Source organism: Paraburkholderia sp. BL21I4N1 (genome assembly GCF_002973525.1).
Classification (GTDB): domain Bacteria; phylum Pseudomonadota; class Gammaproteobacteria; order Burkholderiales; family Burkholderiaceae; genus Paraburkholderia.
Genome location: NZ_PVEN01000026.1, coordinates 44,237 through 68,575, shown reverse-complemented (window position 1 = coordinate 68,575; position 24,339 = coordinate 44,237). Strand labels below are relative to the sequence as shown.

General features: G+C 63.3%; 25 protein-coding genes. 11 read left to right on the top strand and 14 right to left on the bottom strand.

Features of this window, described 5'->3' with window-relative positions; all coding sequences use genetic code 11:
- The first annotated feature begins 259 nt into the window (after nucleotides 1-259).
- Nucleotides 260-1,780: a sensor domain-containing diguanylate cyclase gene (locus B0G83_RS35635; protein WP_105511983.1), complete on the top strand. Its 1,521-nt coding sequence runs from the start codon at nucleotides 260-262 to the stop codon at nucleotides 1,778-1,780.
- Here the strand turns inward: B0G83_RS35635 and B0G83_RS35630 are convergent.
- Complete coding sequence (locus tag B0G83_RS35630) at nucleotides 1,770-2,084, bottom strand: DUF6566 family protein (RefSeq protein WP_105511982.1); 315 nt, start codon at nucleotides 2,082-2,084, stop codon at nucleotides 1,770-1,772. The two genes, B0G83_RS35635 and B0G83_RS35630, sit on opposite strands and share 11 nt — an antisense overlap.
- A 93-nt stretch (nucleotides 2,085-2,177) precedes the next feature.
- Nucleotides 2,178-2,852, bottom strand: a complete 675-nt coding sequence (locus tag B0G83_RS35625) for an HAD family hydrolase (RefSeq protein WP_105511981.1) — start codon at nucleotides 2,850-2,852, stop codon at nucleotides 2,178-2,180.
- A 224-nt stretch (nucleotides 2,853-3,076) separates the two neighbouring features.
- Between B0G83_RS35625 and B0G83_RS35620 the strand changes: the two genes are divergently transcribed.
- Both B0G83_RS35620 and cydB read left to right on the top strand, forming a co-directional pair.
- The gene (locus tag B0G83_RS35620) at nucleotides 3,077-4,465 is read left to right on the top strand and encodes a cytochrome ubiquinol oxidase subunit I (protein WP_105511980.1); all 1,389 of its coding nucleotides are present in this window, start codon (nucleotides 3,077-3,079) and stop codon (nucleotides 4,463-4,465) included.
- Between the two features lie 4 nt (nucleotides 4,466-4,469).
- Nucleotides 4,470-5,477, top strand: coding sequence for a cytochrome d ubiquinol oxidase subunit II (cydB, locus tag B0G83_RS35615; protein WP_105511979.1), 1,008 nt, complete (start codon nucleotides 4,470-4,472; stop codon nucleotides 5,475-5,477).
- 69 nt (nucleotides 5,478-5,546) lie between these two features.
- On the opposite strand, the gene B0G83_RS35610 is transcribed toward cydB, so the two are convergent.
- Entirely contained in the window at nucleotides 5,547-6,350 is an 804-nt protein-coding gene (locus B0G83_RS35610; RefSeq protein ID WP_105511978.1) for a family 1 encapsulin nanocompartment shell protein, read from the bottom strand.
- Nucleotides 6,347-7,453 carry a Dyp-type peroxidase gene (locus B0G83_RS35605; protein WP_105511977.1) on the bottom strand — a complete coding sequence of 369 codons (1,107 nt, stop codon included), beginning with the start codon at nucleotides 7,451-7,453 and terminating at the stop codon, nucleotides 6,347-6,349. The genes B0G83_RS35610 and B0G83_RS35605 overlap by 4 nt, the downstream gene beginning before the upstream one ends.
- A 238-nt stretch (nucleotides 7,454-7,691) precedes the next feature.
- Between B0G83_RS35605 and B0G83_RS35600 the strand changes: the two genes are divergently transcribed.
- A complete protein-coding gene (locus B0G83_RS35600) occupies nucleotides 7,692-8,135 on the top strand; it encodes an ester cyclase (protein ID WP_105511976.1) in 444 nt (147 codons plus the stop codon).
- On the opposite strand, the gene B0G83_RS38830 is transcribed toward B0G83_RS35600, so the two are convergent.
- The 4 genes from B0G83_RS38830 to B0G83_RS35585 form a co-directional block, all read right to left on the bottom strand.
- Nucleotides 8,132-8,275, bottom strand: a complete 144-nt coding sequence (locus B0G83_RS38830; protein ID WP_181157173.1) for a hypothetical protein — start codon at nucleotides 8,273-8,275, stop codon at nucleotides 8,132-8,134. The genes B0G83_RS35600 and B0G83_RS38830 overlap by 4 nt on opposite strands.
- A 190-nt stretch (nucleotides 8,276-8,465) precedes the next feature.
- On the bottom strand, nucleotides 8,466-10,472 hold the full coding sequence (locus tag B0G83_RS35595; protein WP_105511975.1) for a bifunctional DedA family/phosphatase PAP2 family protein: 2,007 nt from the start codon (nucleotides 10,470-10,472) through the stop codon (nucleotides 8,466-8,468).
- Between the two features lie 112 nt (nucleotides 10,473-10,584).
- Nucleotides 10,585-11,316 carry a glycine zipper 2TM domain-containing protein gene (locus B0G83_RS35590; RefSeq protein ID WP_105511974.1) on the bottom strand — a complete coding sequence of 244 codons (732 nt, stop codon included), beginning with the start codon at nucleotides 11,314-11,316 and terminating at the stop codon, nucleotides 10,585-10,587.
- A 113-nt stretch (nucleotides 11,317-11,429) separates the two neighbouring features.
- Nucleotides 11,430-12,074 (bottom strand): HD domain-containing protein, encoded by a 645-nt coding sequence (locus tag B0G83_RS35585; RefSeq protein ID WP_105511973.1) that lies wholly within the window; start codon nucleotides 12,072-12,074, stop codon nucleotides 11,430-11,432.
- A 177-nt stretch (nucleotides 12,075-12,251) separates the two neighbouring features.
- On the opposite strand from B0G83_RS35585, the gene B0G83_RS35580 reads away from it, so the two are divergent.
- Complete coding sequence (locus B0G83_RS35580) at nucleotides 12,252-12,575, top strand: hypothetical protein (protein WP_105511972.1); 324 nt, start codon at nucleotides 12,252-12,254, stop codon at nucleotides 12,573-12,575.
- Between the two features lie 161 nt (nucleotides 12,576-12,736).
- Complete coding sequence (locus B0G83_RS35575; protein WP_105511971.1) at nucleotides 12,737-13,213, top strand: OsmC family protein; 477 nt, start codon at nucleotides 12,737-12,739, stop codon at nucleotides 13,211-13,213.
- A gap of 149 nt (nucleotides 13,214-13,362) precedes the next feature.
- Here the strand turns inward: B0G83_RS35575 and B0G83_RS35570 are convergent, their stop codons facing one another.
- Together B0G83_RS35570 and B0G83_RS38825 are read right to left on the bottom strand one after the other, a co-directional pair.
- On the bottom strand, nucleotides 13,363-15,021 hold the full coding sequence (locus B0G83_RS35570; protein ID WP_105511970.1) for an NRAMP family divalent metal transporter: 1,659 nt from the start codon (nucleotides 15,019-15,021) through the stop codon (nucleotides 13,363-13,365).
- Between the two features lie 130 nt (nucleotides 15,022-15,151).
- Nucleotides 15,152-15,307, bottom strand: coding sequence for a hypothetical protein (locus tag B0G83_RS38825; protein ID WP_181157172.1), 156 nt, complete (start codon nucleotides 15,305-15,307; stop codon nucleotides 15,152-15,154).
- Nucleotides 15,308-16,423: 1,116 nt separating this feature from the next.
- Between B0G83_RS38825 and B0G83_RS35565 the strand changes: the two genes are divergently transcribed.
- Nucleotides 16,424-17,989 carry a carbohydrate porin gene (locus B0G83_RS35565; protein ID WP_258168473.1) on the top strand — a complete coding sequence of 522 codons (1,566 nt, stop codon included), beginning with the start codon at nucleotides 16,424-16,426 and terminating at the stop codon, nucleotides 17,987-17,989.
- A 27-nt stretch (nucleotides 17,990-18,016) separates the two neighbouring features.
- Here B0G83_RS35565 and B0G83_RS35560 read toward each other — a convergent pair whose 3' ends face one another.
- Both B0G83_RS35560 and B0G83_RS35555 read right to left on the bottom strand, forming a co-directional pair.
- Nucleotides 18,017-18,250, bottom strand: coding sequence for a hypothetical protein (locus B0G83_RS35560; RefSeq protein ID WP_035556356.1), 234 nt, complete (start codon nucleotides 18,248-18,250; stop codon nucleotides 18,017-18,019).
- Nucleotides 18,251-18,324: 74 nt separating this feature from the next.
- Nucleotides 18,325-18,792, bottom strand: coding sequence for an Lrp/AsnC family transcriptional regulator (locus B0G83_RS35555; RefSeq protein WP_181157171.1), 468 nt, complete (start codon nucleotides 18,790-18,792; stop codon nucleotides 18,325-18,327).
- A 154-nt stretch (nucleotides 18,793-18,946) separates the two neighbouring features.
- Between B0G83_RS35555 and B0G83_RS35550 the strand changes: the two genes are divergently transcribed.
- Nucleotides 18,947-19,588 (top strand): LysE family translocator, encoded by a 642-nt coding sequence (locus B0G83_RS35550; protein ID WP_105511968.1) that lies wholly within the window; start codon nucleotides 18,947-18,949, stop codon nucleotides 19,586-19,588.
- Between the two features lie 2 nt (nucleotides 19,589-19,590).
- On the opposite strand, the gene B0G83_RS35545 is transcribed toward B0G83_RS35550, so the two are convergent.
- Nucleotides 19,591-19,764: a DUF1289 domain-containing protein gene (locus tag B0G83_RS35545; protein ID WP_105511967.1), complete on the bottom strand. Its 174-nt coding sequence runs from the start codon at nucleotides 19,762-19,764 to the stop codon at nucleotides 19,591-19,593.
- Nucleotides 19,765-19,894: 130 nt separating this feature from the next.
- Here B0G83_RS35545 and B0G83_RS35540 point away from each other — a divergent pair, with 130 nt between their 5' ends.
- Nucleotides 19,895-20,215, top strand: a complete 321-nt coding sequence (locus tag B0G83_RS35540; protein ID WP_105511966.1) for a YnfA family protein — start codon at nucleotides 19,895-19,897, stop codon at nucleotides 20,213-20,215.
- A 3-nt stretch (nucleotides 20,216-20,218) separates the two neighbouring features.
- On the opposite strand, the gene B0G83_RS35535 is transcribed toward B0G83_RS35540, so the two are convergent.
- Nucleotides 20,219-20,728 (bottom strand): DUF1993 family protein, encoded by a 510-nt coding sequence (locus B0G83_RS35535; protein ID WP_105511965.1) that lies wholly within the window; start codon nucleotides 20,726-20,728, stop codon nucleotides 20,219-20,221.
- Nucleotides 20,729-21,042: 314 nt separating this feature from the next.
- On the opposite strand from B0G83_RS35535, the gene B0G83_RS35530 reads away from it, so the two are divergent.
- Both B0G83_RS35530 and B0G83_RS35525 read left to right on the top strand, forming a co-directional pair.
- Nucleotides 21,043-22,602 (top strand): protease pro-enzyme activation domain-containing protein, encoded by a 1,560-nt coding sequence (locus B0G83_RS35530; RefSeq protein WP_105511964.1) that lies wholly within the window; start codon nucleotides 21,043-21,045, stop codon nucleotides 22,600-22,602.
- A 51-nt stretch (nucleotides 22,603-22,653) separates the two neighbouring features.
- A complete protein-coding gene (locus B0G83_RS35525; protein ID WP_105511963.1) occupies nucleotides 22,654-24,309 on the top strand; it encodes a S10 family peptidase in 1,656 nt (551 codons plus the stop codon).
- Nucleotides 24,310-24,339 lie beyond the last annotated feature (30 nt).

The window sequence follows — 24,339 nt, the reverse complement described above, 5'->3', positions numbered from 1 at the left end:
GTTCGATGGCGCAAACTCGTTGTATCACACGCGATCGACCTGACTGTCAATTGCCCGCTTAGCGGCAAAAATCGAGTTTCCACACACTCTGGGTCGGGCGAAGCCCTACATTTATTTGCGGCGATGCCGTTATCGCAGCTAGTAGCAATCTTTCAGCTTCGAACGGCTCACCGCAATCGCCTGACCCTTCCGGGTAGCCTTCGTCGAAAGGCGCCGGTTTGGCGACGGTTGAACCGGGCAAATTCATAAGAATCTCACCGTGTCTGTTTCAATTTCCAACGGAAAGCTGGCTGTATGGGCAGGGCGACATTCCTTGATCGTCGGCGTCCTGGGCACTTTGATGGCGCTGGCGGCGACAGCAATCAGCCTCGCCACGCTTCAGGCCGCGAGGAATGAGGCACTGGAACATGCACACGACACGTCTGGAAACGTTACCTCTGTCCTCGTCAGCAACATCGAGCGGACCTTTGAAACGTCCAACAATGCCCTTCTGACATTGATTGCCGCCTGGCAGAATCCTGCTGTGCAAAGCATGGACTCCGCAGTACGGCATCAGATTTTTTTTAACAGCACCCCGGCCGAGTACTTGACGGGTGCGGGCGTCACAGACAGTAAAGGACGGTTAATCGACGGTTGCTGCGGGACTTCCCATCACTGGAGTTTTAGCGACCGGGACTATTTCGTGGTTCAGCGCGAGTCGGCGAACGCGGGGCTTTATCTGTCATCGACTTACCGCGCACGGTCGAGAAACGGAGTCGAAGCCATTGCGCTGTCCAGAAGGATCAACCAGCCCGATGGCTCATTCGGCGGTGTCGTCATGGTGGCGATCGATCTTGCCTATTTCCGCCAACTCCTTTCAAAGCTCGATGTGGGCCCTCACGGAATCACTGCGATTGTCCGAACCGACGGGACGGTCATTGCAAGAAATCCCCCGCTCAACAAGGCTCAGATAATCACATCGACCACTTTTTTCTCGCGTATGGCGAACCATGATTCCGGTTTCTATGCGGCGCGATCGTCTATCGATGGAACAGTTCGTTTATACACATTTCAGCGCATTCCCGGCACGCCCCTCATTGCCGTGGTTGCACCCGCGGAATCCGACATCCTGGCTGGCTTCAGACGCATGGCCTGGATGGTCGGTGTATCCACTGCAACCATCGGCATTGCGTTCTGCGTCGTGGTATGGCTGCTTGCCTTTGCGCTCGGGGAGCATGTGAAAACGCAGGTCCTGCTGACTGAGCTTACCCAGACAGATCCGCTAACGGGCGTCAAAAACCGCCGCGCCCTCGATGAGTTTCTCGAAAACGAGTGGGAAAGGCTTCATCGCAACGATAGCTGCCTGTCGGTGCTTTTCATCGACGCCGATCATTTCAAGCAATACAACGATAGTTACGGCCACGCACAAGGCGACCTCGCACTGAAACATCTCGCTGCGTGTATCAGACGGCATGCGATTCGCCGTGGCGACCTTATCGCGCGGTACGGCGGCGAAGAGTTCGTCGTTGTGTTGCCCGACACTGACGAAACTGGAGCGGCGCAGGTCGCTGAAGCGATACGCGGTGAGGTCGAAAACGGGCCGATCGATTTTTCCGGCACGCTACCGCGGTTTACGGTGAGCATTGGCTGTGCGACTGGCCGTCGTGCATATCCTCGATCGCTTGCTGAATTGACAAATAACGCGGACTCCGCGCTCTATGCGGCCAAACGTGGCGGCAGAAATGCTGTTGTCGATCTCGGCGAATCGAGGCGAACGGGCGGCGAGGCCGTCACGCAATAAACTTGCCGCTCCGCGCTTCTTCCGCGTTGCGAAACCACGTTTCCGCGTGAGAACGATCGGACACCCATGAGCGCGACTGCGGCGTATTGAACTCACGGTCGATGTAGCGGCGCCCCCATTCAATGCCGTCTCGCGCCGCCTCTTCCTCCGTGAGCCACTGGGGTTGTATCGTCGCCGGTCGGATGTCGACCAGGGTTCGAGCGCCGAGGCGCACACTCACGCTGGCGAGCCACGCGCCGCGCGGGTTGGTTTCGGGGTGCACGAGGATTTCAAACTCGCCATAAGAAACAGTGCTTGCGGGCATCGTTTTCCCCTTTGGAGCGTTTGCAGCGACAAACCAAACCTTACTCCTCACGCTGCGTTTTGCGGCATCCGGGTGGAAACGGCCGCGAGCCTCTCAGGGTCTCGCGGCAACCTCATCCAGATGCTCCAGCAGATCCGCCGGATCGTCATAAACGCGCAACGCGCCCGCACGTTCCAGTTCCTCCGTGCCATAACCGCCCGACAGCACGCCCACGCCGAGTGCCCGGCAGCGTTTCGCGGCCAGCATGTCCCAGATACTGTCGCCGACCACCACGCTCTGCTCGACCGGCACGCCGAGCCGGATCGCCGCCGCAATGAACAGATCCGGGTCGGGCTTCGCGTATTTGACGTCGTCGCGCGTCACCACCACGGCTTTGGCCGGGTCCACGCCCAGCGCCTCCAGATTGACGGCCGCCGTTTCCATCCGGCCGCTGGTGGCCACCGCCCAGGGTGTACCGGCTTTCGTCAGCGCGGCGAGCAACTCGCGTGCGCCCGGCAGCGGGCATACCTGATCGCGCAGGCGCCGATACGCCGCGGCATGCGCCTGGCGCAGCCGCTCCTGGAGTTCCGTACTGATTTCCTTGTGCGTTTCGCGCAGCAACTGATTCGTGAACAGGCCGCCGCTCATGCCGATCTTGCGGTGAATCCGCCAGACCGACAGCGGAATGCCTTCGCTATCGAGCGCTTCTTTCCACGCCAGCACATGCTGATAGACGCTGTCGACCAGTGTGCCGTCGAGATCGAACAGGAATGAGGTTTGAATTCGCATCGTGAGCTCCCAGGGCAATTCGGTGCGGAGATCATAGCAAGCTGGCGTGATGTCCTGCGCTCGCGGGTGCAACGAGCGGGCGGATTGCCGAGCCCGGAAAAGGCCCGGGTTGCCGCGTCCTGGCGCGAATGGCAGCCTACGCGCCACGCAATGGAACATCAGGTGATAATCGGAACTCCCGCCGTTACGCAAATGCCGTTGCCACCCGGAGCCGCAGATCCATCATGGAACTCTTCGATGCTTTCCATCTCGCCAGGCTGCAGTTTGCGTTCACCGTTTCGTTTCATATTATCTTTCCCGCGATCAGCATCGGCATGGCCAGTTTCCTCGCGGTGCTGGAGGGGCGCTGGCTGCTGACCGGCGACGTCGTCTATAAAGACATGTTCCTGTTCTGGTCGAAGATCTTCGCGGTCGGCTTCGGCATGGGCGTCGTTTCCGGCGTGGTGATGGCCTACGAGTTCGGTACCAACTGGAGCGGGTTTTCTTCGTTCGCCGGCAATATCACGGGGCCGCTGCTGACCTACGAGGTGTTGACGGCGTTCTTTCTCGAAGCCGGCTTTCTCGGCGTCATGCTGTTCGGCTGGCAGCGCGTCGGTCCGCGCGCGCACTTCTTCGCCACGCTGATGGTCGCGCTCGGCACGCTCATTTCGACCTTCTGGATTCTCGCGTCGAATAGCTTCATGCAGACGCCGCAAGGCTTCGCTATCGAGAATGGCCGGATCGTGCCGGTCGACTGGCTGAAGGTGATTTTCAATCCGTCGTTTCCGTATCGTCTCGCGCATATGACGATCGCCGCATTTATCGTCGCGGCCTTTATCGTCGCGGCTTGCGGCGCGTGGCATCTGTTACACGGCAGGCGCGACGGTCCGATCACGCGCAGTTTTTCGATGGCGCTGTGGATTCTGCTGCTGCTCGCGCCGGTGCAGATTTTCGTCGGCGACGCGCACGGGCTCAACACGCGCCAGTATCAGCCGGCCAAGATCGCGGCGATCGAAGGGCTGTGGCAAACCGAGAAGGGCGGCACCGCGCTCAATCTGGTCGGCCTGCCCGACATGGACGCGGAAGTCACGCGCTACACGCTGCAAATCCCGCATCTGGGCAGCCTGATTCTGACCCATAGCTGGGACGGAGAAATTCGCGGACTGAAGGAGTTTCCGGCCAAAGACCGTCCCTATTCGCCGATCATTTTCTGGACCTTCCGGATCATGGCGGGTCTCGGCATGCTGATGCTGCTGACCGCGTTGCTGGGGCTGTTTCTGCGGGTGCGAGGCCAGTTGTACGAGACCCGCTGGTTTCAGGTGCTGGTGCTGTGCATGGGACCGTCGGGGCTGGTCGCGCTGCTGGCGGGATGGGTGACGACTGAAGTCGGCCGCCAGCCGTGGACGGTGTACGGTGTGCTGCGCACCGAAGATTCGCTCTCGCCGATCAGCGCGCAGCAAGCCGGCGTGTCGTTGCTGATCTTCGTGCTGGTGTACTTCCTCGTGTTCGGCATGGGCGTCTACTACATGCTGAAGATGATGAGCCGCGGGCCGGAGGCGCAGGTCGATAGTCCGCCGTCCGTCAAGCATCCGGTATTGCGGAATCGTCCGCTCGACGCGCTCAAGGGAGAGTGACGCCATGCAACTCGATCTTCCCGTGGTGTGGGCTGCGATTATCGGCTTCGGCGTGTTTCTCTACGTGATGCTGGACGGATTCGATCTCGGCATCGGCCTGCTGTTCCCATTCTTCGAACAGAAAGCCGACCGGCAAGTGATGCTCAATACCATCGCGCCGGTCTGGGACGGCAACGAGACGTTTCTCGTGCTCGGCGGCGCCGGACTTTACGGCGCTTTCCCGGTCGTCTATTCGACCTTGCTGCCGGCGAACTATCTGCCGCTGATCCTGATGGTGGTGGGTCTGATCTTTCGCGGCGCGGCCTTCGAATTGCGCGCGAGAGCCACGCGCACGCAGCATGCGTGGGATCTGGCGTTCATGGCCGGATCGGCGTTGGCCGGGTTCTGCCAGGGCATCGTGCTGGGATCGCTGCTGCAAGGCATCAAGATCGTCGACGGCCGGTTTGCCGGCGATCCGTTCGACTGGCTGTCGCCGTTCAGCCTGCTGTGCGGCATCGGCGTGCTGACGACTTACGCGACGCTCGGCTGCGGCTGGCTGATCCTGAAGACCGACGGCGACTTGCAGCGCCGCATGCGCGAAGTGATGCGGCCGCTCGTGAGCGTGCTGCTGGGAGCCATGGCGGTCGTGAGTCTGTGGACCGTGATCGGCTTGCCGGCAGTCGCGCACCGCTGGTTCGGCAGCGGCAAGCTCGGCTGGTTTTTGCCGGTGCCGATCCTGGTGGTGGCCTGCGTATGGGGGATTTTTCGCACGCTGCGGCTGCGGCACGAGGCGACGCCGTTCCTTCTCACGCTCGCGCTGTGCTTTCTCGGCTACAGCGGCTTGCTGATCAGCATCTGGCCGAACATCGTGCCGCCTTCGCTGACCATCTGGGAAGCGTCATCGAGTCATTCGAGCCAGTTGTTTACGCTGGTCGGCACGGTGATCGTGCTGCCGGTCATTCTCGTCTACAACCTGATGCAGTACCGCGTATTCCGCGGCAAGGTGCGCGAGGGCGACGCCGGTTATCACTGAGCCGTTCTGTTTGACGCCTGAGTCCATCGCGGCGTGCGAAAAAACACGCGGCGATGGACGCGGCGCGATTTAGCCCGCCTGGCTCAACGTCACCGACGCCTCGCTCGTCAGCATCAGGAACGTCAGCGTTTCGCGCAGATAAAGGCGCACGGTGGTCTCGGTATGGCTTACATAACCGATCGACACGTCTTCGCCGAGATGCAGTTCGAAGTCGCCGCCGCGCATGGACAGCACACTGCCGCCCGCGAGTGCCGGTGCCCAGATGATGTCGCCGTTCACGATCCGCTTGATGTGGTCGAGGATCGGATAGCCCTGGTCGCGTGCTTCGCCGAGCGCCGTGTACGCATCCGCGCCGAGCAGCACGGAATAGGGGCCGTCCACGCCGGCCAGGCGCAACTGTTCGAGCGCTTCGCTGATCGCGTTCGGGTAGTCGCTGATGTCGGCCGGCAGCGCGAGCACCGGATTCGACGAGCCTTCGCGCAGTCCGCCGATGCCCGCCGCCCCATAGCCGTCGAAGATCGCCCGGTCTTCGGCATAGGCGAGCTGCCTGGCCGCTTCTTTCGCCGGTTGCCAATCGGCGTCTTTCGCGCCGCGCAGCACGCTGTCGATCGCTTCGCGCTGCAATTCGAACGGCACGGTCAGTTCGACCAGGCTTTTGACTTCGGCCAGTTTTGCCACCACGCCTTCCTGCGGCGCGCCGATCGTGGTCTGGTGCCCGGTGCCGACGCCGGACAGTTCCGTGCCGCCCGGGCCCTTCACGTCGACCACACGGCGGCCGGCCACGCTGCGTTTGAAGGTGCGCGCCACTTCCTCTTCGAGTTGCGACCAGGCGGCGCGGGAGATGGGGGCTAGCTCGCGATGCAGATTGTTCATGTTGGGCGATTTCCTTGAGTGAAACCAGTGAGTCCTTTGAGTGAACCGATATTCAGCGAGCCTTCGTGTTCGTGATGCGGCTCGGTGGATGAAGACGTGTCGGACGGCGTTTCCACCGCCGCAGCCGGTTGCGGCTCACGGTCCGCGAGTTCGTCGAGCTGGGTGGCCGACGGAACGAAGTACAGGCTGCCGGTCACCGCGCGGCTATAGTCGAGCAGGCGGTCGTAGTTGCCCGGCGGACGGCCGACGAACATGTTCTCCAGCATCTGCTCGATCGGCGCGGGCGAACGCGCATAACCGATGAAATAGGTGCCGAATTCGTTCGAGCCGGGGCGGCCGAACGACATGTTGTCGCGCAGGATTTTCACTTCCTTGCCGTTCTCGGTCAGCGTGGTCAGCGAACTATGCGAGCGGGACGGTTTCACCGCATCGTCGAGTTCGATATCCGACAACTTCTTGCGGCCGATAATCAGTTCCTGAGTCTCCACGGGCAGCGCGTTCCAGCCCGCCATGTCATGCAGGTACTTCTGCACCAGCACATAGCTGCCGCTTTCGAAGTCCGGGTCTTCGTCGCCGATCAGCGTGAACTGCACCGCCTCGCGGCCCGCCGGATTTTCCGTGCCGTCCACGAAGCCCACCAGGTCGCGCATATCGAAATAGCGGAAGCCGTGCACTTCGTCGACCACGGTCACGGCGTCGCCGAGCGGCGCCAGCAACTGCGTGGCGAGTTCGAAACACAGATCCATGTGCTCGGCGCGAATGTGCAGCAGGATGTCGCCCGGCGTTGCGATGGCCCGGCGTTCGCCGCTGCCGAATTCGCGGAACGGGTGCAGGCGGGCGGGGCGCGGCGTGCCGAACAACGTGTCCCACGCGTCGGAGCCGAAGCCGCACACGCATGAGAGGTTGCCGGCCGGCACGCGCTTGCCGACGGCGCGCACCAGCGCGGCGATGTCGCCGGTCCACGCGCGCACTTTTTCGATCGCGTCGGTGTCGCTGGAAAGCGTCGCGACCAGAAAGATCGCGCTACGGGAGATGTCTTTACAGATGCCTTGCGGCTCTGGAGGATCGGCACGTTCCGGGGTGTCGGGGAGTTCTTTAGTCATCGCATTGAATGTGGGTAGGTCGTGACGAATTCCGATCGCAATGAAACGACGGTCGAGTGTCTTTACGCCTGCGCTGCCCACGGATGTTATACCGACTGCACACTTCATGACCGCTACGCTGCCTATGTGCACGTTTCGCACTTTGCGCAGCTTGCGCGCAGGCATTGCGGAGGCGGGCTTATGATGAGGATGGCGAGCCTCGTGGGTTCGCCGCGACCATTCCCCGGAGCCACCCATCATGACGTCGCCCGCCAGCGAAGATCGGATTCATCAAGCCATCGACACGTTCTATCGCGCCTTCGAACAGAAGAGCGTCGCCTTGTTGCGAACCGTCGTCACGTCCGACTGGGAGTACGTTCCGGAGCCTGCCGGCGTGGCGCCGGGACCGGACCAGATGATTCCGATCTTCGAGGACATCGCGACCGCGCTGCCGGATATGCACGTCACGATTCTCGACGTGCTGATTCACGGCGAGCGGGTCGGCGTGCGCGCGGAGATCAGCGGCACGCAGACGGGACAACTGCTCGGCATGGCGGCCAGTGCGAAGCCGATCAAATTCGCGATTCACTCGTTCCATGAAATGCGCGCAGACCGGATTGCGAAAACCTGGCATCTCGAAGACTGGCTCGCGGTGTTCCGGCAACTGGGGCAGTTACCGCCCTCGCTCGAGCGGCGAGGCTAATGATGCATTGCCGCGGCGATCATTAGATGAAACGGCAACACCAGCAGAGCCGTGCCGGCGACGCCGAGCAGCCACAAGGCCACGAACCATAAGAAGCGGTGCCGAGGCCTGGCGGTGCCGCGGGTTGCTGGTGGTGGCATCGCATCTCTCCTGATGGTTTCGGGGGCGCGCATCTTATCCACAGAAAATGTTCATATCCTTGTGGACAAGTCCTGGCCAACTGCGCCAACTGCTTGAACACAGAGCGTTTTCTCCGGCGGAGCAGCGAACGCGCGAATGCCTGCTTCATGTGGATAGCCAGGCATCCGGCGTGTTCGTCAACCCGGCGTTTCATTCTACCGGCGAAGCCAGCAGCGCCACCTGCACGCCGTCGCACATCACCTTGGCCACCACCGACGCACCGAGCGCCGCCCCGGCGCGCGCGTGAGCATCGAGCGTGTGGTCCGAGCGGTCGACCCGCAAGATGTTGATCGGCCACGACGCCCGCGACAGCCGCTCGTGCGCGAACGAGCCGACCCATAGCGGCGTCGACGAGATGCCGTTCTCGACCGCGTAACCGCTTGGCCAGAAGCGCAGCACGTCGCGTTCGTCGCGAGTGTCGCCGGCGCGCATGAAGACCAGCGACGACGGCACGCCGTTGTTGAGCTTCGGCAGAACCGGCAGCGACACGGCCGCGACGTTGGGCGACGCGAGCGAGAGCAGGCTGTGCGCGGACAGGTCCGTGCCCTCGATCCACCCTTGAGCGCGCAGTTGTCCGCGAATCGAATCGGCGTTCGACAGCCACTGCAGCGTGAGCGGTTCCTTGTGATCGCCGCCCATGTCCGAGCGATAGCAGGGCAGGCGTTTCCAGGCCGAGAGCGTCCATTGCGCCTGCGTGACCAGCACGGGCGGGCGCCGCAACGTGGTGTCGGGCCGCGGCGCGGGCATCGCGACACCCAGTTGCACGCCGACGCTGACCAGCACGACCGCCAGCACCACGACCGGCATCAGCGTACGGGCCGGCGGCGCCTGCGGATGCCGCCATATCGCGGTCAGCGCGACGATGGCGACCCACACGTAGGCGAGGGCCGCGCCGCCGATCGCGTCGGACACCCAGTAGCGACCGAAGTACAGCCCCGCCAGCGCGACCACGATCACCACGACCGTGCTGACGGTCGCGACCAGCACGCCCTCCAGCTTGCCGACCCGCCGCGCCAGCAGGAAAGCCAGAAAACCGTAAACGATCACCGTCGCCGCCACGTGATTGCTCGGAAACGCGTACGCGCTGGACATCAATTCGTTGGGCGGCGCGCGACGCATCGCGAACTGCAATGCGTAGATCAGCAATTGGGAAAACACGACTGCGGCGAGCCAGTAGCCGATGGTGCGCCAGCGCCGCTCCCACAGCATCCACACGACCACCGTCACGACCAGCGCCGTCAACGTGAGCCCGCTGCCGAGCATCGCCAGACTCGCGAGAACGGTGTCGCCCCACGGCGTGCGAACCGACTGCAGGAAGTGATAGACCGACAGATCGACCTGCGTCAGCGGGTCGCCGCTGATCACGTCCTGGAGCACGCCGAAGAACAGCGCGCCCGCCACCAGCACGATCAGCGACGTCAGCAGGACGCTGCTGGCGTCCGGCGTTTCGGGGTCGAGCATCTTGCGCGCGAAACGGCCAAGCGGACCCGGATGCCGGCACGCCCAACCGCCGATATAGCGGCCCGCGGCGCTCGACCAGGCATTGGCATGCGAGAGCAGAAAGCGGGCCACGCGAAAGCTCAGCCAGACGATCGCCACCAGCAGCGCGAGAATGACGACGAGCCGGAACGACACCGCGCCCGCCAGCAGCACCGACGCGCCGAACACCACGCCCGGCAGGATATGGGCCGGCGCCCACAGCAGCGCGGACAGCACGTTCATGGCGTAGAAGCGCAGCGGCGGCATGCCGAGCATGCCCGCCACCACCGGCACGATGGCCCGCAATGGTCCGACGAAGCGGGCCAGCACGACGCTCTTCGCGCCATGCTTGCGAAAGAAGCGGTGCCCCGCCTCGAGGACTTCGGGATGTTTGCAGAATGGCCACAACTGGACGATGCGGTCCTTGTAGCGGCCGCCGAGCCAGAAGCTCATGCCGTCGCCGGCAATCGCGCCCGCGATCGCCCAGACGAAGACCCAGACGAGACTGAGCGAGCCGGTGCCGGTCAGCGCGCCGGCGAGAAACATCGCGGTGCTGCCCGGAATGAAAGTGCCGATGACGGCGACGGCCTCCAGAAAAGCCGCAAGAAAGACGACCGCGAGCATCCATTCCGGATGCCCGGCGAGCGAATGCAGGAAGTGAAGGTAGGCGTGCTCCATCGTGCGCGATCGGGCGTCCTCGGGTAACGCTCGATCATAACGCGCACGGCGGCCTTCTTATTCCCTCGCTGGCAAGTGCCGGCCGGTCGAATCGACCCGACCGGCTGAACGCTCATGAAGCGCTCAACGAATCGCCCGATACGCGCACGCGTTCGCCGATCTGCACGGGCGGTTGCGACTCGTAGTTGAAGTTGCGGTAGCTGCCGTCCTGCATGCGCACCTGAACCTGATAGGAAGTCTGCTTGCGCACCGCATGCTCGATGCCGTTACCCGCCAGGCCGCCGCCGACCACGCCCGCGATGGTCGTGAAGATCTTGCCGCGTCCGCCGCCGATCTGATTGCCGACGAGACCGCCCGCCACCGCGCCGCCCAGCGCGCCGAGGCCGGTGGTCGGCTCGGGCGTCTGTACCGTGTTGATGGCGACGACTTCGCCCGCGTACGGATCGGCGATCGGCCGCTGTGCCGGGGATGGATACGGCGGTTGGTATTCCTGATTGTTCGCGTAGGCCGGCGCGTTCACGGGTGGGCGCGGGCGCGTGTGATGCACCGGCGGGCGCACCGGGGCGGCTTGTTGCACGGGTTGCTGGGCGATTTGTTGCGTGGGTTGTTGAACCTGTACCGGCTGGGGCGCGGCGATCTGTGCGGCCGGCGCAGGTTGCGCGGCAATCGCGCCGATTGCGGTGGCCGGGGTCGCCGGTTCCGTCACGGCGTGCGAGGTGGGCAGCAGACCCGTCATCGCGGCGATGCCGGTGGCGCTCGCGAGAATCACGGCGACCGCGGCCCCCGCGACCAACGGATGAATACGGCTGCGCTGCGGCTGGGTGGAAGTAAGGTTGTTGTTCATGGCGGACTCCGCGTGTAGGTGCCTGCAATAACGCGGCAGCCAGGCCAGCGGTGTACGCGAACAGCAAGCGGCTTTGTAAGGATTTGTATAGGTTTGTCCGCGTTGTTACAGATTCAGATTTCGTCGCTGAATTCGTCGAGAAAACGCTGCAAACGGGCGTGCCGAATAGCGGCTAAGCGGGTGCCGGTCGCGGTCTGAAAACCGGAGGCCAGTTTCAGCAGCTTGGTGTGGAAATGGTCGAGCGTATAGCGTGTGTCGTCCAATGGCCGGTGCGCGGCGTGTGGGTCGGCCGGATCGTATAACGCGCGCCCCATCCGGCCGGCGACATAGAAGCAGCGCGCCACGCCCAGCATGCCGAGCGCGTCGAGGCGGTCGGCGTCCTGCAGCGTTTTCGCTTCGAGCGTGGCCGGGGTCACGGCGGCCGAAAAACTGTGCGCCTCGATCGCGTGCGCGGTGGCCTGGATGGCCGCGTCCGTCCAGCCGAGCGCCGTCAGCACGCGCGTCGCTTTCTCGGCGGACAGGCGCGAGGCCTGCGCGCGCAGCGGGGAGTTTTTCTCGACGGCGACGCAGTCGTGCAGCAGCGTCGCGGCGAACAGCACTTGCGGGTCGCCGCCTTCTTCCGCTTGGATGGCCGCGGCGTTTTTCCATACGCGTTGCAGATGCGAGGTGTCGTGCGAGCCGTCGCCGTTGTCGTCGTCAGCGTGCGGCAGCAGGGTCTGCGCGAGGTCCTGGAAGGGGGCGAAAGCGGTGGCGGTCATCGGTGCGGTCCGTGAGGAAAGCCGGCGATTATCGCGCATCGTCCGACGATTGCTGATGCTGATTGCAGATTCGGCGACGCTGAACAAAGCGGGTTTGGCGTCGTCATACTCTTTGAGCGGTCGCGTTAGGCGCGACGCAGCGGGTGAGAGTAGTTCGACGAAGTAACGGAGTGGGCGATGAAGATCGTAACGGGCGGGTTCGCGGTGTCGGCGTTGATTTCGGCGCTGCTGTTGGGGGTCGCCGGCGCGGTGTCTGCGCAGTCGGGCGGCGCGAATAATGCGGGCCTGCCGGGACTTGGCGTGACGCCGGGGGCGGGTCCAAATCCTGGTCCAAGTCCAATGCCGGGTTTGAGCACAGCGCCCGCCACGCCCGCGATGGGTGCAACGGGTGGCGCAGGCGCCAATCCCAGCGCCGCGCGGGCCAATGGCACGAGTCTGTACGCGAATCCGGACCCGCGCGCGCCGGGGCTTGCCGGACGGACCGCGCCACCATCGCACTAGTGCGTAACGCCGGCCGAACCGCGCCGTCACGCTAGCGCGCGGCACCGGCCGACCGCCGTGGCACGGATGCCCCATGCCGGCCGCCACGCCGCCGCCCGACAGTCCCCGATAGAATGCACGTCCCGACAACCGAATCCGGTTCAACCGACAAGGAGAAAGGTATGGCGCACGGCGAGCACAAATACGACGTATCGGTGCAGTGGACAGGCAACCGCGGCAGCGGCACCTCGGGATATCGCGCTTATGGTCGCGATCATGTGATCACTTCGGGTGGCAAGCCGGCGATTCCCGGCTCGGCGGATCCGGCCTTTCTCGGCGACGCCGACCGCTGGAATCCGGAAGACCTGCTGGTCGCCTCCGCCAGCGCCTGCCACAAGCTCTGGTATCTGCACCTTTGCTCGGACGCCGGCATCGTCGTGCTCGACTATCGCGACGACGCCGAAGGCACCATGCTCGACGATCCTCAGCAGGGCCGCTTCTCACAGATCGTGTTGCGCCCGCATGTGGTGATCCGGGCGGGGGGCGACGTGGAACTGGCCGCGCACCTGCATCACACGGCTCATGAAAAGTGCTACGTCGCGAATTCGGTCAACTTTCCGATTCTCTGCGAGCCGTCCGTTTCGACCGACGCACCTTAAGCGGCGTTGCACCGGCACTGACGCAGCGTGGTCGCACGCAATGCGGCTGCCGCGCCCGCACCGAACCATCGCGAGCGCGGCAACCGCTGATTCTTCGCGCCGTGCGGCAACGTCAGCAACCGGCGAAACGTTAAACCGGCGAACGTTACTTAGTGCAGCAACGTCATCTGCACGACCTTCACGATCACCAGCGCGACCGCCACGATCAGATAGCCGCGCAGCACACCCATCCACACGCGTTTGGACATCGTCAATTGCGGCGCCGGCAGATCTTCCAGCGGCGGCATGCGCCACGTGTCGCGTGCATCCTTTGCATAGGTCGGCTCCGTGTCGCGCGCCATGCCGTTAGCGGCGTCGAGCCGGCGCTTGCGCACCACGAGCGTCGCCGCGTAACCGGCCACCGCCATCAGCGTGCCGCCCGCGAGTACCTCGATAATCGTTTCGCCGGTAATGTCCGGGTACATGACGGACGCCGTCAGAATGATGGAGAGCATGACGAGTACCCAGACCACCGCGCCGGTGAAGAAGTTGAGTTTCTTCGAATTCACCCACGGGCCGAGGACCGCGCGGTCGTTGCACAACAGCAGCAGGAACACGGTCGCGCTCGGCAACAGCACGCCCGCGAGCGTTTGCACCGCTTCCGTCAGCAGGCCGAGCGGGCTGCCGGGAATCAGCACCAGCGTCGCGGCCGCGGCAATGATACCGAAGTAGACCAGGTAGAAGCCTTTCGCGTCCGATACGCCGCGATGCAGCGAGTGACGAATCTTGAACACGTCGCCGATCGCATAAGCGGTCGACAACGACACCGCCGCCGCGCCGATGATGCACGCGTCGAGCAACGCGATCGCGAACAGCACGGCGGGGGTCCGTCCCGCGTATTTCTCGAGGCCGGCGAGCACGCCACCCGCATCCGTGAAATTGCCGAATTCCGGTTTGCCGGCATACAGCGCCGCGCAGAACGAGATCATCGCCACGGCGCCGATCATCACGAAGACGATACCGATCCACAGGTCCGCCTTTTCATACTTCATGAAGCGCGGCGTGATGCGTTTGTCGACAATGTAGCTTTGCTGGAAGAACAATTGCCATGGTGCAACCGTGGTGCCGACAATGCCGATCACGAGCAGCATCACGTCGCTGAGTTTCGAATGAGCTGGCCAGTTCGGAATGAAGAAATCTTGCGCCATCTGGCTGACCGGCGGATGAATCGACACCAGCACCGGCACCAGCAGCAGGCTCAGCAGACACAGCACGACCGCGAAACGCTCGAAGCGCCGGAAGTTGCCGGTGCTGACCGCGGCCATCGTCACCGCCGCGGCGATGCAGACGCCGGCCACCTTCGGAATGCCGAAAAAATCCAGCACGAAGGTAATGCCGATGAACTCGGTCACGATCGTCAGCGCATTCAGAATGAACAGATCGACCACACTGAACGCACCCCAGAACTTGCCGAAGCGTTCGAAGATCAACCGTGCATGGCCGACGCCGGTGACGGCGCCCAGACGCAGCACCATCTCCTGATTGACGAACAGCACGGGCACGAGCAGCAGCATGGTCCACAGCAGCGTGGTGCCGTAGTTCTGGCCCGCTTGCGTGTAAGTGCCGAAGGCGCCGGCGTCGTTATCGCCGACCATCACGATGAGACCGGGGCCGAGAATCGCGAGCAGCGTACGGAAACGCGCCCACCAGGTGTGGCGCGGCGCGATGTCGTGATGGGCGATGGTGCCCAGCGCGCCTTTGATATCGCCGAGGTGTGCCTCGTCGAGCACCGCGCTGCGTGGCGGTGAGACGTTGATGGGAGTGGACATGGTGTGTCGCCTGATTTTGTCGAGTGGTTGAACGGATGCGGCGCGCCTTCAGGATCCGCTGGGCGTCAGTCGTCGAACGACTGCCGATCATGCGGATCGCGGAGGCGTGCTGCGGGTAGGGGTGAGTCGATTACGACAGCGAGAACGACGCGGCGTGGACAGCCAGCGCTTTGACTCGATGCCAGAACACGGCCAGCCAGTGCGGCTTGATGCTGTGCAGCGCGAGAGCCGCGTCGCTGTGGATGTGGGTTTGTTGCAGCGTCGGAACGAGGATAGCGATGTACATGTTTTTTCTCCGTGCGTGTTGTTTCACGCGGGCTTTACGCGGTGTGCGGAAAGCCGGCAGACACGGAGCAGCGGCGCTAGGCGCGCGGCGGCATACGTCTACCTGCTTTCCTTAGGCAAAACGAAAACTGAATGACGATGGATCGGCATATGGGATAACTGTCACTGTCCGTCATGGCGGCTCCTTATTTGCGGTGTGCGTGTCGGTGCGGGCGGCTACCTGCCCGATGCACTCGGCACCCACGTGTTTAGCCACGCCGAGCCACGCCGCGATTCGAACGAAACAACCGATTCGAACCGGCGTGAGCCAGCGAGGCCGCGAGCCGAAGCTCGCGACGCGGTGCCAGACGGAATGCGGATGTGCGAAAGCACGCCGCGCCCGAATGGCGCTAGTTAATAAGGTGCACGGAGAGGGTTACTACGGCGCGCACCGTCTGCCTGTTGGCATGACGGCGGCTGAGAAAAGAATGCGCGGGCGTCGTGCGGTCAGGCAGTGAAACTGTTCGAAGATCGACTACTGCTTGAGTCCAAGGCATTGGCCCCGTTTGTGAAGACGGGCGAATTTTATGCACTCCCGCAAGCAGAAGTCAACATGCTTCGTTAAGCGAAGCAAATATTCTTTGGCCGTCCCGCGAATCACGCACGACGCGTTGCAAAAAGGCCATGAAGTCTTTCAGAAGCGACAGGAAGGCAAGGCCGATGAAGGAATCCTGGGTTGGGTTCAATGCGCTCGGGTCCGTGCGCTTGCGCGTTCATTACGGGGATTCGGAGTGCGATATCTTTTACGCGGCCTTTGCACGATTTTTACTTGCGATTTTCCAGACGTGCCGAATACAATCCGCCCGTCTCGTCAAATGGAGTCCCTCGTGGACACATGCTCTAGTAGTGGAAGTCCGACGCCGGTCTACGCCGGCGCAGTATCCGCGGGTTAGCAGCAGGATCGTTCCTTCGCCGCTAACTCGCTCCGTTCGGGTTAGCGCGCTTCTTCAGTGACCGGTTTGCGCCGGTCAGTCAGTCGCACGCTCCCTCTTTTTGATCGCTATCGCAACGTCGCTTGCGAGGGACGATCACGTCTTTACATCGCCCGGTTCAAGCCAGGCTCGATGGGAGTGAGCTTATGTTCGTAAAAATGTCGTCGGTGAGTGGGGTGGCGCGCTGTGCGCGCAATGTGCGGGTTGACCCGGTGGAAATCGACACCGGCAATTCCGGTCAATCCGGAAAAGCAGGGCGATGGAAGGCCGGCATTCCGGTTGGACTCACGTTGTTGCTGTCGGTTGGGATCGTGCCTTCGGCGTTGGCGCAGACAGCGGGGCCCGCTGTCGCGCCGGTTCCTGCACCGGTGCCCGCGCCGGTGTCTTCACCCGACTCGACGCCGGTCGCGCCGACCGGTTTGTGGGAGCGCTCGAATCTGCTCGGCGACATGGGTGGATTACGTCCTTGGCTTGGCAATTACGGCGTGACCTTCAGCCTGCAGGAAACCAGCGAGTATCTGAACAACCTGAGCGGCGGCACGAAACGCGGCGGCGCCTACGACGGGTTGACCCAGTTCGGCCTCGTGGTCGATACGGACAAAGCGTTCGGACTGCCGGGCGGCACTTTCAACGTGTCGGGCTTGCAGATTCACGGCACCAACCTCAGCACGCGCAATCTGCAGACACTGCAAAGCGCGAGCGGTATCGAGGCGGATAGCACCACGCGGCTGTGGGAACTCTGGTATCAGCAAGCGCTGCTCGCCGGCAAGGTCGACGTGAAGGTCGGGCAGCAAAGTCTCGACCAGGAATTCATGGTGAGTCAGTTCGCCGTGCCCTTCGTCAACGCGACGTTCGGCTGGCCGGTGTTGCCGTCGATCGATTTGCCTGCCGGTGGGCCCGCGTATCCGCTTTCGTCGCTCGGGGTGCGCGTGCGCGCCAAACCCTCGGACGCGTGGACCTTGCTGGCCGGCGTGTTCAATGGCAATCCGGCGGGCAGCGACGTCGGCGATCCGCAGCAGCAGAATCGTCACGGCACGAATTTCAATTTGCGCGGCGGCGCGTTGTTTATCGGCGAAGTGCAGTACGCGATCAATCAGCCGCCGGCGAGTGGGTCGGCGGTGGACTCGAACGGATTGCCGGGGACCTACAAACTCGGCTTCTGGTACAACACGCAACGTTTCGCGGACCCGCGTTTCGACAACGCCGGGCTCTCGCTCGCGAACCCGGCGAGCAGCGGTGTGGCGGCGAATCACCGCGGCGATTACAGCTTCTATGCGGTCGCCGATCAGACCGTCTGGCAGCGCGGCGGCGACAGCCCGCAATCGGTGGGCGTGTTCGCGCGAATCATGGGCGCGCCGGGCGATCGCAATCTGGTGGACCTCGGCGTGAACGCGGGCGTGACGCTCAAGGCGCCGTTCAAGGGACGTGACAACGATGTTGCCGGATTAGCGGTCGGCTACGCGAAGATCGGCGCGCATGCGCAGGGTCTCGCGAGCGATACCGCGGCGCTGGGCACGCCGGGTTATCCGTCGCGAAGTGCGGAGACCGTGGTCGAGGCCACGTATCAGTATCAGGTCGCGCCGTGGTGGCAACTGCAGGCGGATATCCAGTACGTGTTCCGGCCGGCCGGCGGCGTGCCGGATCCGCTGAATCCGGCGCAGCGGGTGGGCAACGAGGCGGTCGTGGGGTTGCGGACCAATATCGTTTTTTGAACAGGTACGGCCGCAAACCCGCTCAATTCAACGATTGCCGTCGAGCAAATCGCCCAGCAGTTCGTCGAACGCGGCCTGGGCGTCTTCGAGTTCCTGCAGCGCGGCGTCGAACGTGGTCAGCGCGAATTGCGACGGCTGGCCGCTGCCCGCCGGCGGGAATTGCGATTGCAGTGACGTGAACGCCGTCTTGACCCGCTGGGTTGCGGTCAGGACGCGTTCCATCGCGGCGGCTTCTTCGGCTCGCGCCTTGTCGTGTTCCATGAAAAACTCCGTGCTCGTTCAGGCGGCTCGCGCCGCATCAAAGGGGTGACTATGCCACGATCCGTGCTGCGCGTTCAGAACAGCGGCAAGCCGCCGTGGGCCTTCACTTCGCGCAACGACAAAGCCGATTCCACCGACGTCACGCCCGGCAAACTGCGCATCTCGTCGCGCATGAAGGTGCCGTAATCGTCGAGATCGCGCGCCACCACCTGCAGAATGTAGTCGGCGCTGCCCGACACGTTGTGACACGACAGAATGCGGGGAATCGCCTGCACCTCGCGCTCGAAGCGGGTCGCGACCGCGCGGTCGTGCACCGCAAAGCGCACGTAGACAAACGCCACCACGCCGAGACCGAGCGCGGAACGCGACAGCACCGCGCGGTACTCGTCGATATAGCCGTCGTGCTCGAGGCGCTTCAGGCGACGCGCGCAAGGCGTCTCGCTCAAGCCCACCAGATCGGCCAGACGCGCATTCGACATGCGGCCGTCTTTCTGCAGCGCGGCCAGGATCGCGCGGTCGGTTTTATCGAGGTCGGTTGTCATGATTTTGGGGGCATGCGAAGGGCTTAGGGCGAATCATGTCGGGGAGGCCAGATGTTAGCGTATTCCTCCAATTTTGAGGCAGGTGGTCCGGCAATTCGCCAGCAAACCCTCCGTCGGCAGCGGCAAGATAGAGGCCTCAAAACAAGAGGCTTCTATGATTTCCGCACACCTGTTGGTCGTCTATATTGCTGCGCTGTTCGTCGTCTATGCCGTGCCGGGACCGGACATGGCGTTGGTCCTGCAAACCAGTATTGGACGCGGCGTACGCAGCGGTTTCGCGGCCGCCGGCGGCCTGGGTTTGGCGCGTGCCACGCACGTCACGCTGTCAGCCTGCGGGGTGGCCGCGCTGTTGCGCAACGCACCGTGGTTGTATGACGTGGTGCGTTACGGCGGCGCGGTGTATCTGGCGTGGGTCGGGATTCAGATTTTCCGTTCGCCGGTGTTTGCATTGCCGGAAGCGGGCGCCGCGGAAGCCGTGGCGAGTGTGGAGTCGCAGCCGTTGCGGGCGTCGTTCGTGAAGGGCTTGCTGACCAACCTGCTGAATCCGAAAGCGCTGTTGTTCTGTTCGGTGCTGTTGCCGCAATTCGTGCGCCCGGAAGCGGGGCCGGTGGCGTTGCAGATGGTCGAGTTGGGCCTCGTGCTGCTCGCGGTCGGCGCGTGCTTCGACGTGTCGTTCGCGGTCGGCGCGGCGCGCATTGCTGGCTGGATGCGGGCGCATCCGCTCGCCCAGACCTTGCAGCGCTGGACATTCTCGGCGGCGCTGATCGGTTTCGCGCTGCGGCTTTCGCTGGATTGAGTCTATTTACTCAGCTTATGTTCGCGGCGCGCACGGTCCTCGATGATTTTCCGGCGATGCTTGTCTTTCATCTTCTTCCAGCTTTTGCACTCGTCGCGCGTGCGCAAACAACCAATGCATAGACCGGTTTTGTTGTCGAACTTGCAGATGTCGATACAGGGCGACTCGGTGCTCATGATGGATAGCGATCGGTAAAGGACAGCAGGACTCTCGCACGCTCCGTGCCCGCACGCCAACTGATTGTGTTAATACAGCCGATAGAGAACCGCGCACGGGGATGCGGTTCACGCTTATTCGCCAATCAAGATGAAAACTTTCCTGTTGTATGCCGTGACCGCCGTGGCTGAAATTGTCGGTTGCTATTTGCCGTGGCGCTGGCTGAAGGAGGGCGGCTCGATCTGGCTGCTGGTGCCGGGCGCGCTCAGTCTCGCGCTGTTCGCGTGGCTGCTGACCTTGCATGGCACCGCCGCGGGCCGTGTATATGCGGCCTACGGCGGTGTGTATGTGTCAGTGGCGATTCTGTGGCTGTGGTGCGTGGACAAGGTGCGGCCCACGCTGTGGGATGCGGCGGGCGTCGCGTTCACGTTGGCCGGCATGGCCATCATCACTTTCCAGCCACGCGTTTGAGCATTACTTGATCCCGCCCAGGTAATCGAGCTTGCCGAGTTCGACGCCGTTGTGACGCAGGATGTCGTACGCCGTCGTCACATGGAAAAAGAAATTCGGCAGCACGAAACCAAGCAGATACGACTGGCCCGTGAACTCGATCGGGCCTGTGCGCATTTTCAGCGTGATCTCGCGCGCTTCCGAACCGTCGATCTGTTCCGCATTGAATTCCTTCAGGTAATCAATCGTCTTTTGAAGGCGGGCATGCAGGTCGTCGAAACTCAATTCGACGTCTTCGTATTTCGGCGCTTCGACGCCGGCCAGGCGCGCGGCGCATCCCTTCGCCGTGTCACTCGCGATATACACCTGGCGGACCAGCGGCAGCATGTCCGGCGCGAGGCGTGCGTTGGTGAACACCGACGGCTCGATCTGCTTTTCCGCCGCGTGCGCCTGAGCCTTGCCCAGAATGACTTGCAGGTTCGTCAGGCCGCGAATCAGCACGGGCAGGGAAGCTTGATACATCGAAATTGACATGGGGTTCCTCTGATTCTTTGATCGTGCGCGCGGGTGGCGCGCGAGGCAATGTAACGGCTGGATTGCCGCAGCAGCATCATAGCGCGGGCAGTCGGACATGCGCATCGGTGCAACGCGGCGTTGGCCATTCGGCTAACTGCCGCGCGCGCCGGAACTGTGGTCGAATGCATTGGTCGGACGGTTTGGCGAAGTCCTTGAATCAGCACGGTGCCGCGCGAGTCCGTCTCGTGCGGCAATGGGCTTGTAGCGACGCGTGCGGTGCGTCAGGTCCGCTTTGCGGCCCGCGCCGTCATGCCAACAGGAGAGTCGACACCATGGTCAATAAGCACCCGCTGCCAGGCAGCGAGCGAACGGCGGAGCAAGATTCGAAAGTCGTCGGGCAATGCGATCCGTCGGAGCGGATCGAAGTATTCGTGATGGTGCGCCGTCGGCAGCAGGCGCAGTTCAATGCGTTGATGAGCCGTATCGAAGCGGGCGACCCCGGCGTCGAACCGCTGTCGCGCGAAACCTTTGCCAAAGACTACGGCGCCGCGCCGGAAGACCTGGCCAAGGTCAAGGTATTCGCCGCCGCGCATGGTTTGACGGTGGTGCGTGAAGATCCGGCGGCGCGCTCGGTTCTGCTCAGTGGCACGATCGCGCAGTTCCAGAGCGCGTTCGCGGTCAAGCTGGAGCACTACGAACATCACACCACCGGTCAGTTCCGTGGCCGCACCGGGACGATCAGCGTGCCGGACGACCTGCACGGCGTGGTCGAAGCGGTACTCGGACTCGACAACCGGCCGCCGGCGCGGCCGCACTTCCGCATCCGGCCGCCGTTCCAGCCGGCGAAGGGGCATCAGGTGTCGTTCACGCCACCGCAGATCGCGGCGCTCTATCAGTATCCGCAGGGCGATGGCAGCGGGCAGTGCGTCGGTATCGTCGAACTCGGCGGCGGCTATAACGCGTCCGACCTCAAATCCTATTTCGCGAGTCTCGGCGTCGGTTCGCCCACGGTGAAATCGGTCGGCGTCGACCAGGGAAGCAATCAGCCGAGCGGCGACCCGTCCGGTCCGGACGGCGAAGTCACGCTCGACATCGAGATCGTCGGTTCGATCGCGCCGGGCGCAACGGTCGCGGTGTATTTCACGCAGAACAGCGACGCCGGTTTCATCGACGCGGTGAGCCGCGCGATCCACGACACGACCAACAAGCCGTCGGTGATCTCGATCAGCTGGGGCGGCCCGGAGTCGAACTGGACCAGCCAGTCGCTGCAGGCCTTCAACAGCGCGCTGCAGTCCGCGGCGGCGCTTGGCGTGACGGTCTGCGTGGCCTCGGGCGACAGCGGGTCGAGCGACGGCGTCAGCAGCGGCAACGAGGTCGACTTTCCGTCTTCGAGTCCGTATGTACTGGCCTGCGGCGGCACCAATCTGACCGCGTCGGGCACGTCGATCACGCACGAGGTGGTCTGGAACGACGGCTCCCAAGGCGGTGCGACCGGCGGCGGTGTAAGTAAGGCGTTTCCGGTGCCGGTGTGGCAGCAGGGTTTGTCGTCGACCTCCGCCAAGGGCGTCAAGACGGTGCTCAGCGGGCGCGGCGTGCCGGACGTGGCGGGCGACGCCTCGCCGGTGACCGGCTACAGCGTGCTGATCGACGGTACGCAGACGGTGGTCGGCGGCACCAGCGCGGTCGCGCCGCTGTGGGCCGCGCTGATCGCGCGGATCAATGCGGCGAAAGGCGAGCCGGTCGGCTTTATCAACCCCAAGCTGTACAAGGCGGCCGGCGTGTGCAACGACATCACCCAAGGCAATAACGGGAGTTACGAGGCGTCCGTGGGCTGGGACGCCTGTACGGGACTCGGCAGTCCCAATGGTCAGAAGGTAGCCGGCGCACTATAGTCTGGTTTGCAGAGACGGCCAACCAGACGTGAACGTATCCATGGAGCGATCATGACGAACACCGAGTCAGCTTCCGCTAGTCCGCAGTCGTCGCACAATGCGCATGCTTCGGCCGCAGCCGGGGCCGCTGGCGCAGCGCACAAGGGCGGCGACCAGCCGTTCTTCGATCCGGTTGCCTACGGCAATGGTCCGGACGATTCCATTACCAATACCGCCGAGACCGCCGCGGTCACCCATCATTCGATCTCGATCGGCGGCCACAAGATCGATTACACGGCGACCGCGGGCCACCTCGTGATCGTCGACCCGAGCAGTTCGCTGCCCGAGGCCAGTCTCTTCTATGTGGCGTTCACGCAGGACAACCAGAAGGAAGAAACGCGCCCGGTCACGTTCTTCTATAACGGCGGTCCGGGGTCGTCTTCGGTGTTCGTGCTGCTGGGTTCGTTCGCGCCGCGCCGCATCAAAACGTCGATGCCGGGCTTCACGCCGCCCGCGCCGTATGCAATGGAAGACAATCCGGACAGCCTGCTCGACAAAAGCGACCTCGTCTTCATCAATCCGGTCGGCACCGGCTACTCGGCGGCGATCGCGCCGAAAACCAATCGCGCCTTCTGGGGCGTCGACCAGGACGCGGATTCGCTCAAGCAGTTCATCAAGCGCTTTCTGACCAAGAACAACCGCTGGAATTCGCCGAAGTATCTTTACGGCGAGTCGTACGGCACGGCGCGCAGTTGCGTGCTGGCCTACCGGCTGCACGAAGACGGCGTCGACCTGAACGGCATTACGCTGCAATCGTCGATTCTCGATTACACGCAATCCGGCAATCCGGTCGGCGCGCTGCCCACCGCGGCGGCGGACGCGTGGTATCACAAGAAACTCGGCATCGCGCCGCGGCCCACGGATCTCGGCACGTTCGCCGAAGAGGTGGCGCAATTCGCGCGGACCGACTATCTGGCCGCGCTGCGCAAATTTCCGACCACCGACGCCGCGACGGTCGAGAAACTCAGCGAATACACCGGCATCGACAAAGCGACCCTGCAAGCGTGGAGCCTCGACATCGCGTCGTACGACAGTCGCGGCAATTCGCTGTTCCTGACCACCTTGCTGAAATCGCAGGGTCTCGCGCTCGGCGAGTATGACGGCCGCGTGACGGCGATCGAAACGGGCATTGCCGGCAAGATCGACCCGAACTCCGGCGGCAACGATCCGACCATGACGGCTGTCACCGGCGTCTACACGACAATGTGGAACGTGTATCTGAACGAGCAGTTGAAGTACACGTCGAATTCGTCGTTCACCGATCTGAACGATCAGGCGTTCCAGTATTGGGATTTCAGCCATATCGATCCGACCGGCGCGCAGAAGGGCAAGGACGCGAAGGGCAACATCATTCTCTACACCGCCGGCGATCTCGCCGCCGTGATGGCGCTCAATCCCGATCTCAAGGTGCTGTCGGCAAACGGCTTCTACGATTTCGTCACGCCGTTCTATCAAACCGTGCTCGATCTGCAGCAAATGCCGCTAGTCAGTGCGCAGGTACGGCAGAACCTGTCGGCGCGTTTCTATCCGTCGGGGCATATGGTGTATCTCGACGGCGCATCGCGCACCGCGCTGAAGGCCGATCTCGCGAAGATGTACGACACGACCGTGTCGAATACGCAGGCGCTCACGCGGATTCGCGCGTTGCAGGCTCGTGTGGCGAAGTAAGCGGCGCAGCACGCGGAGCAATAAGCCGCG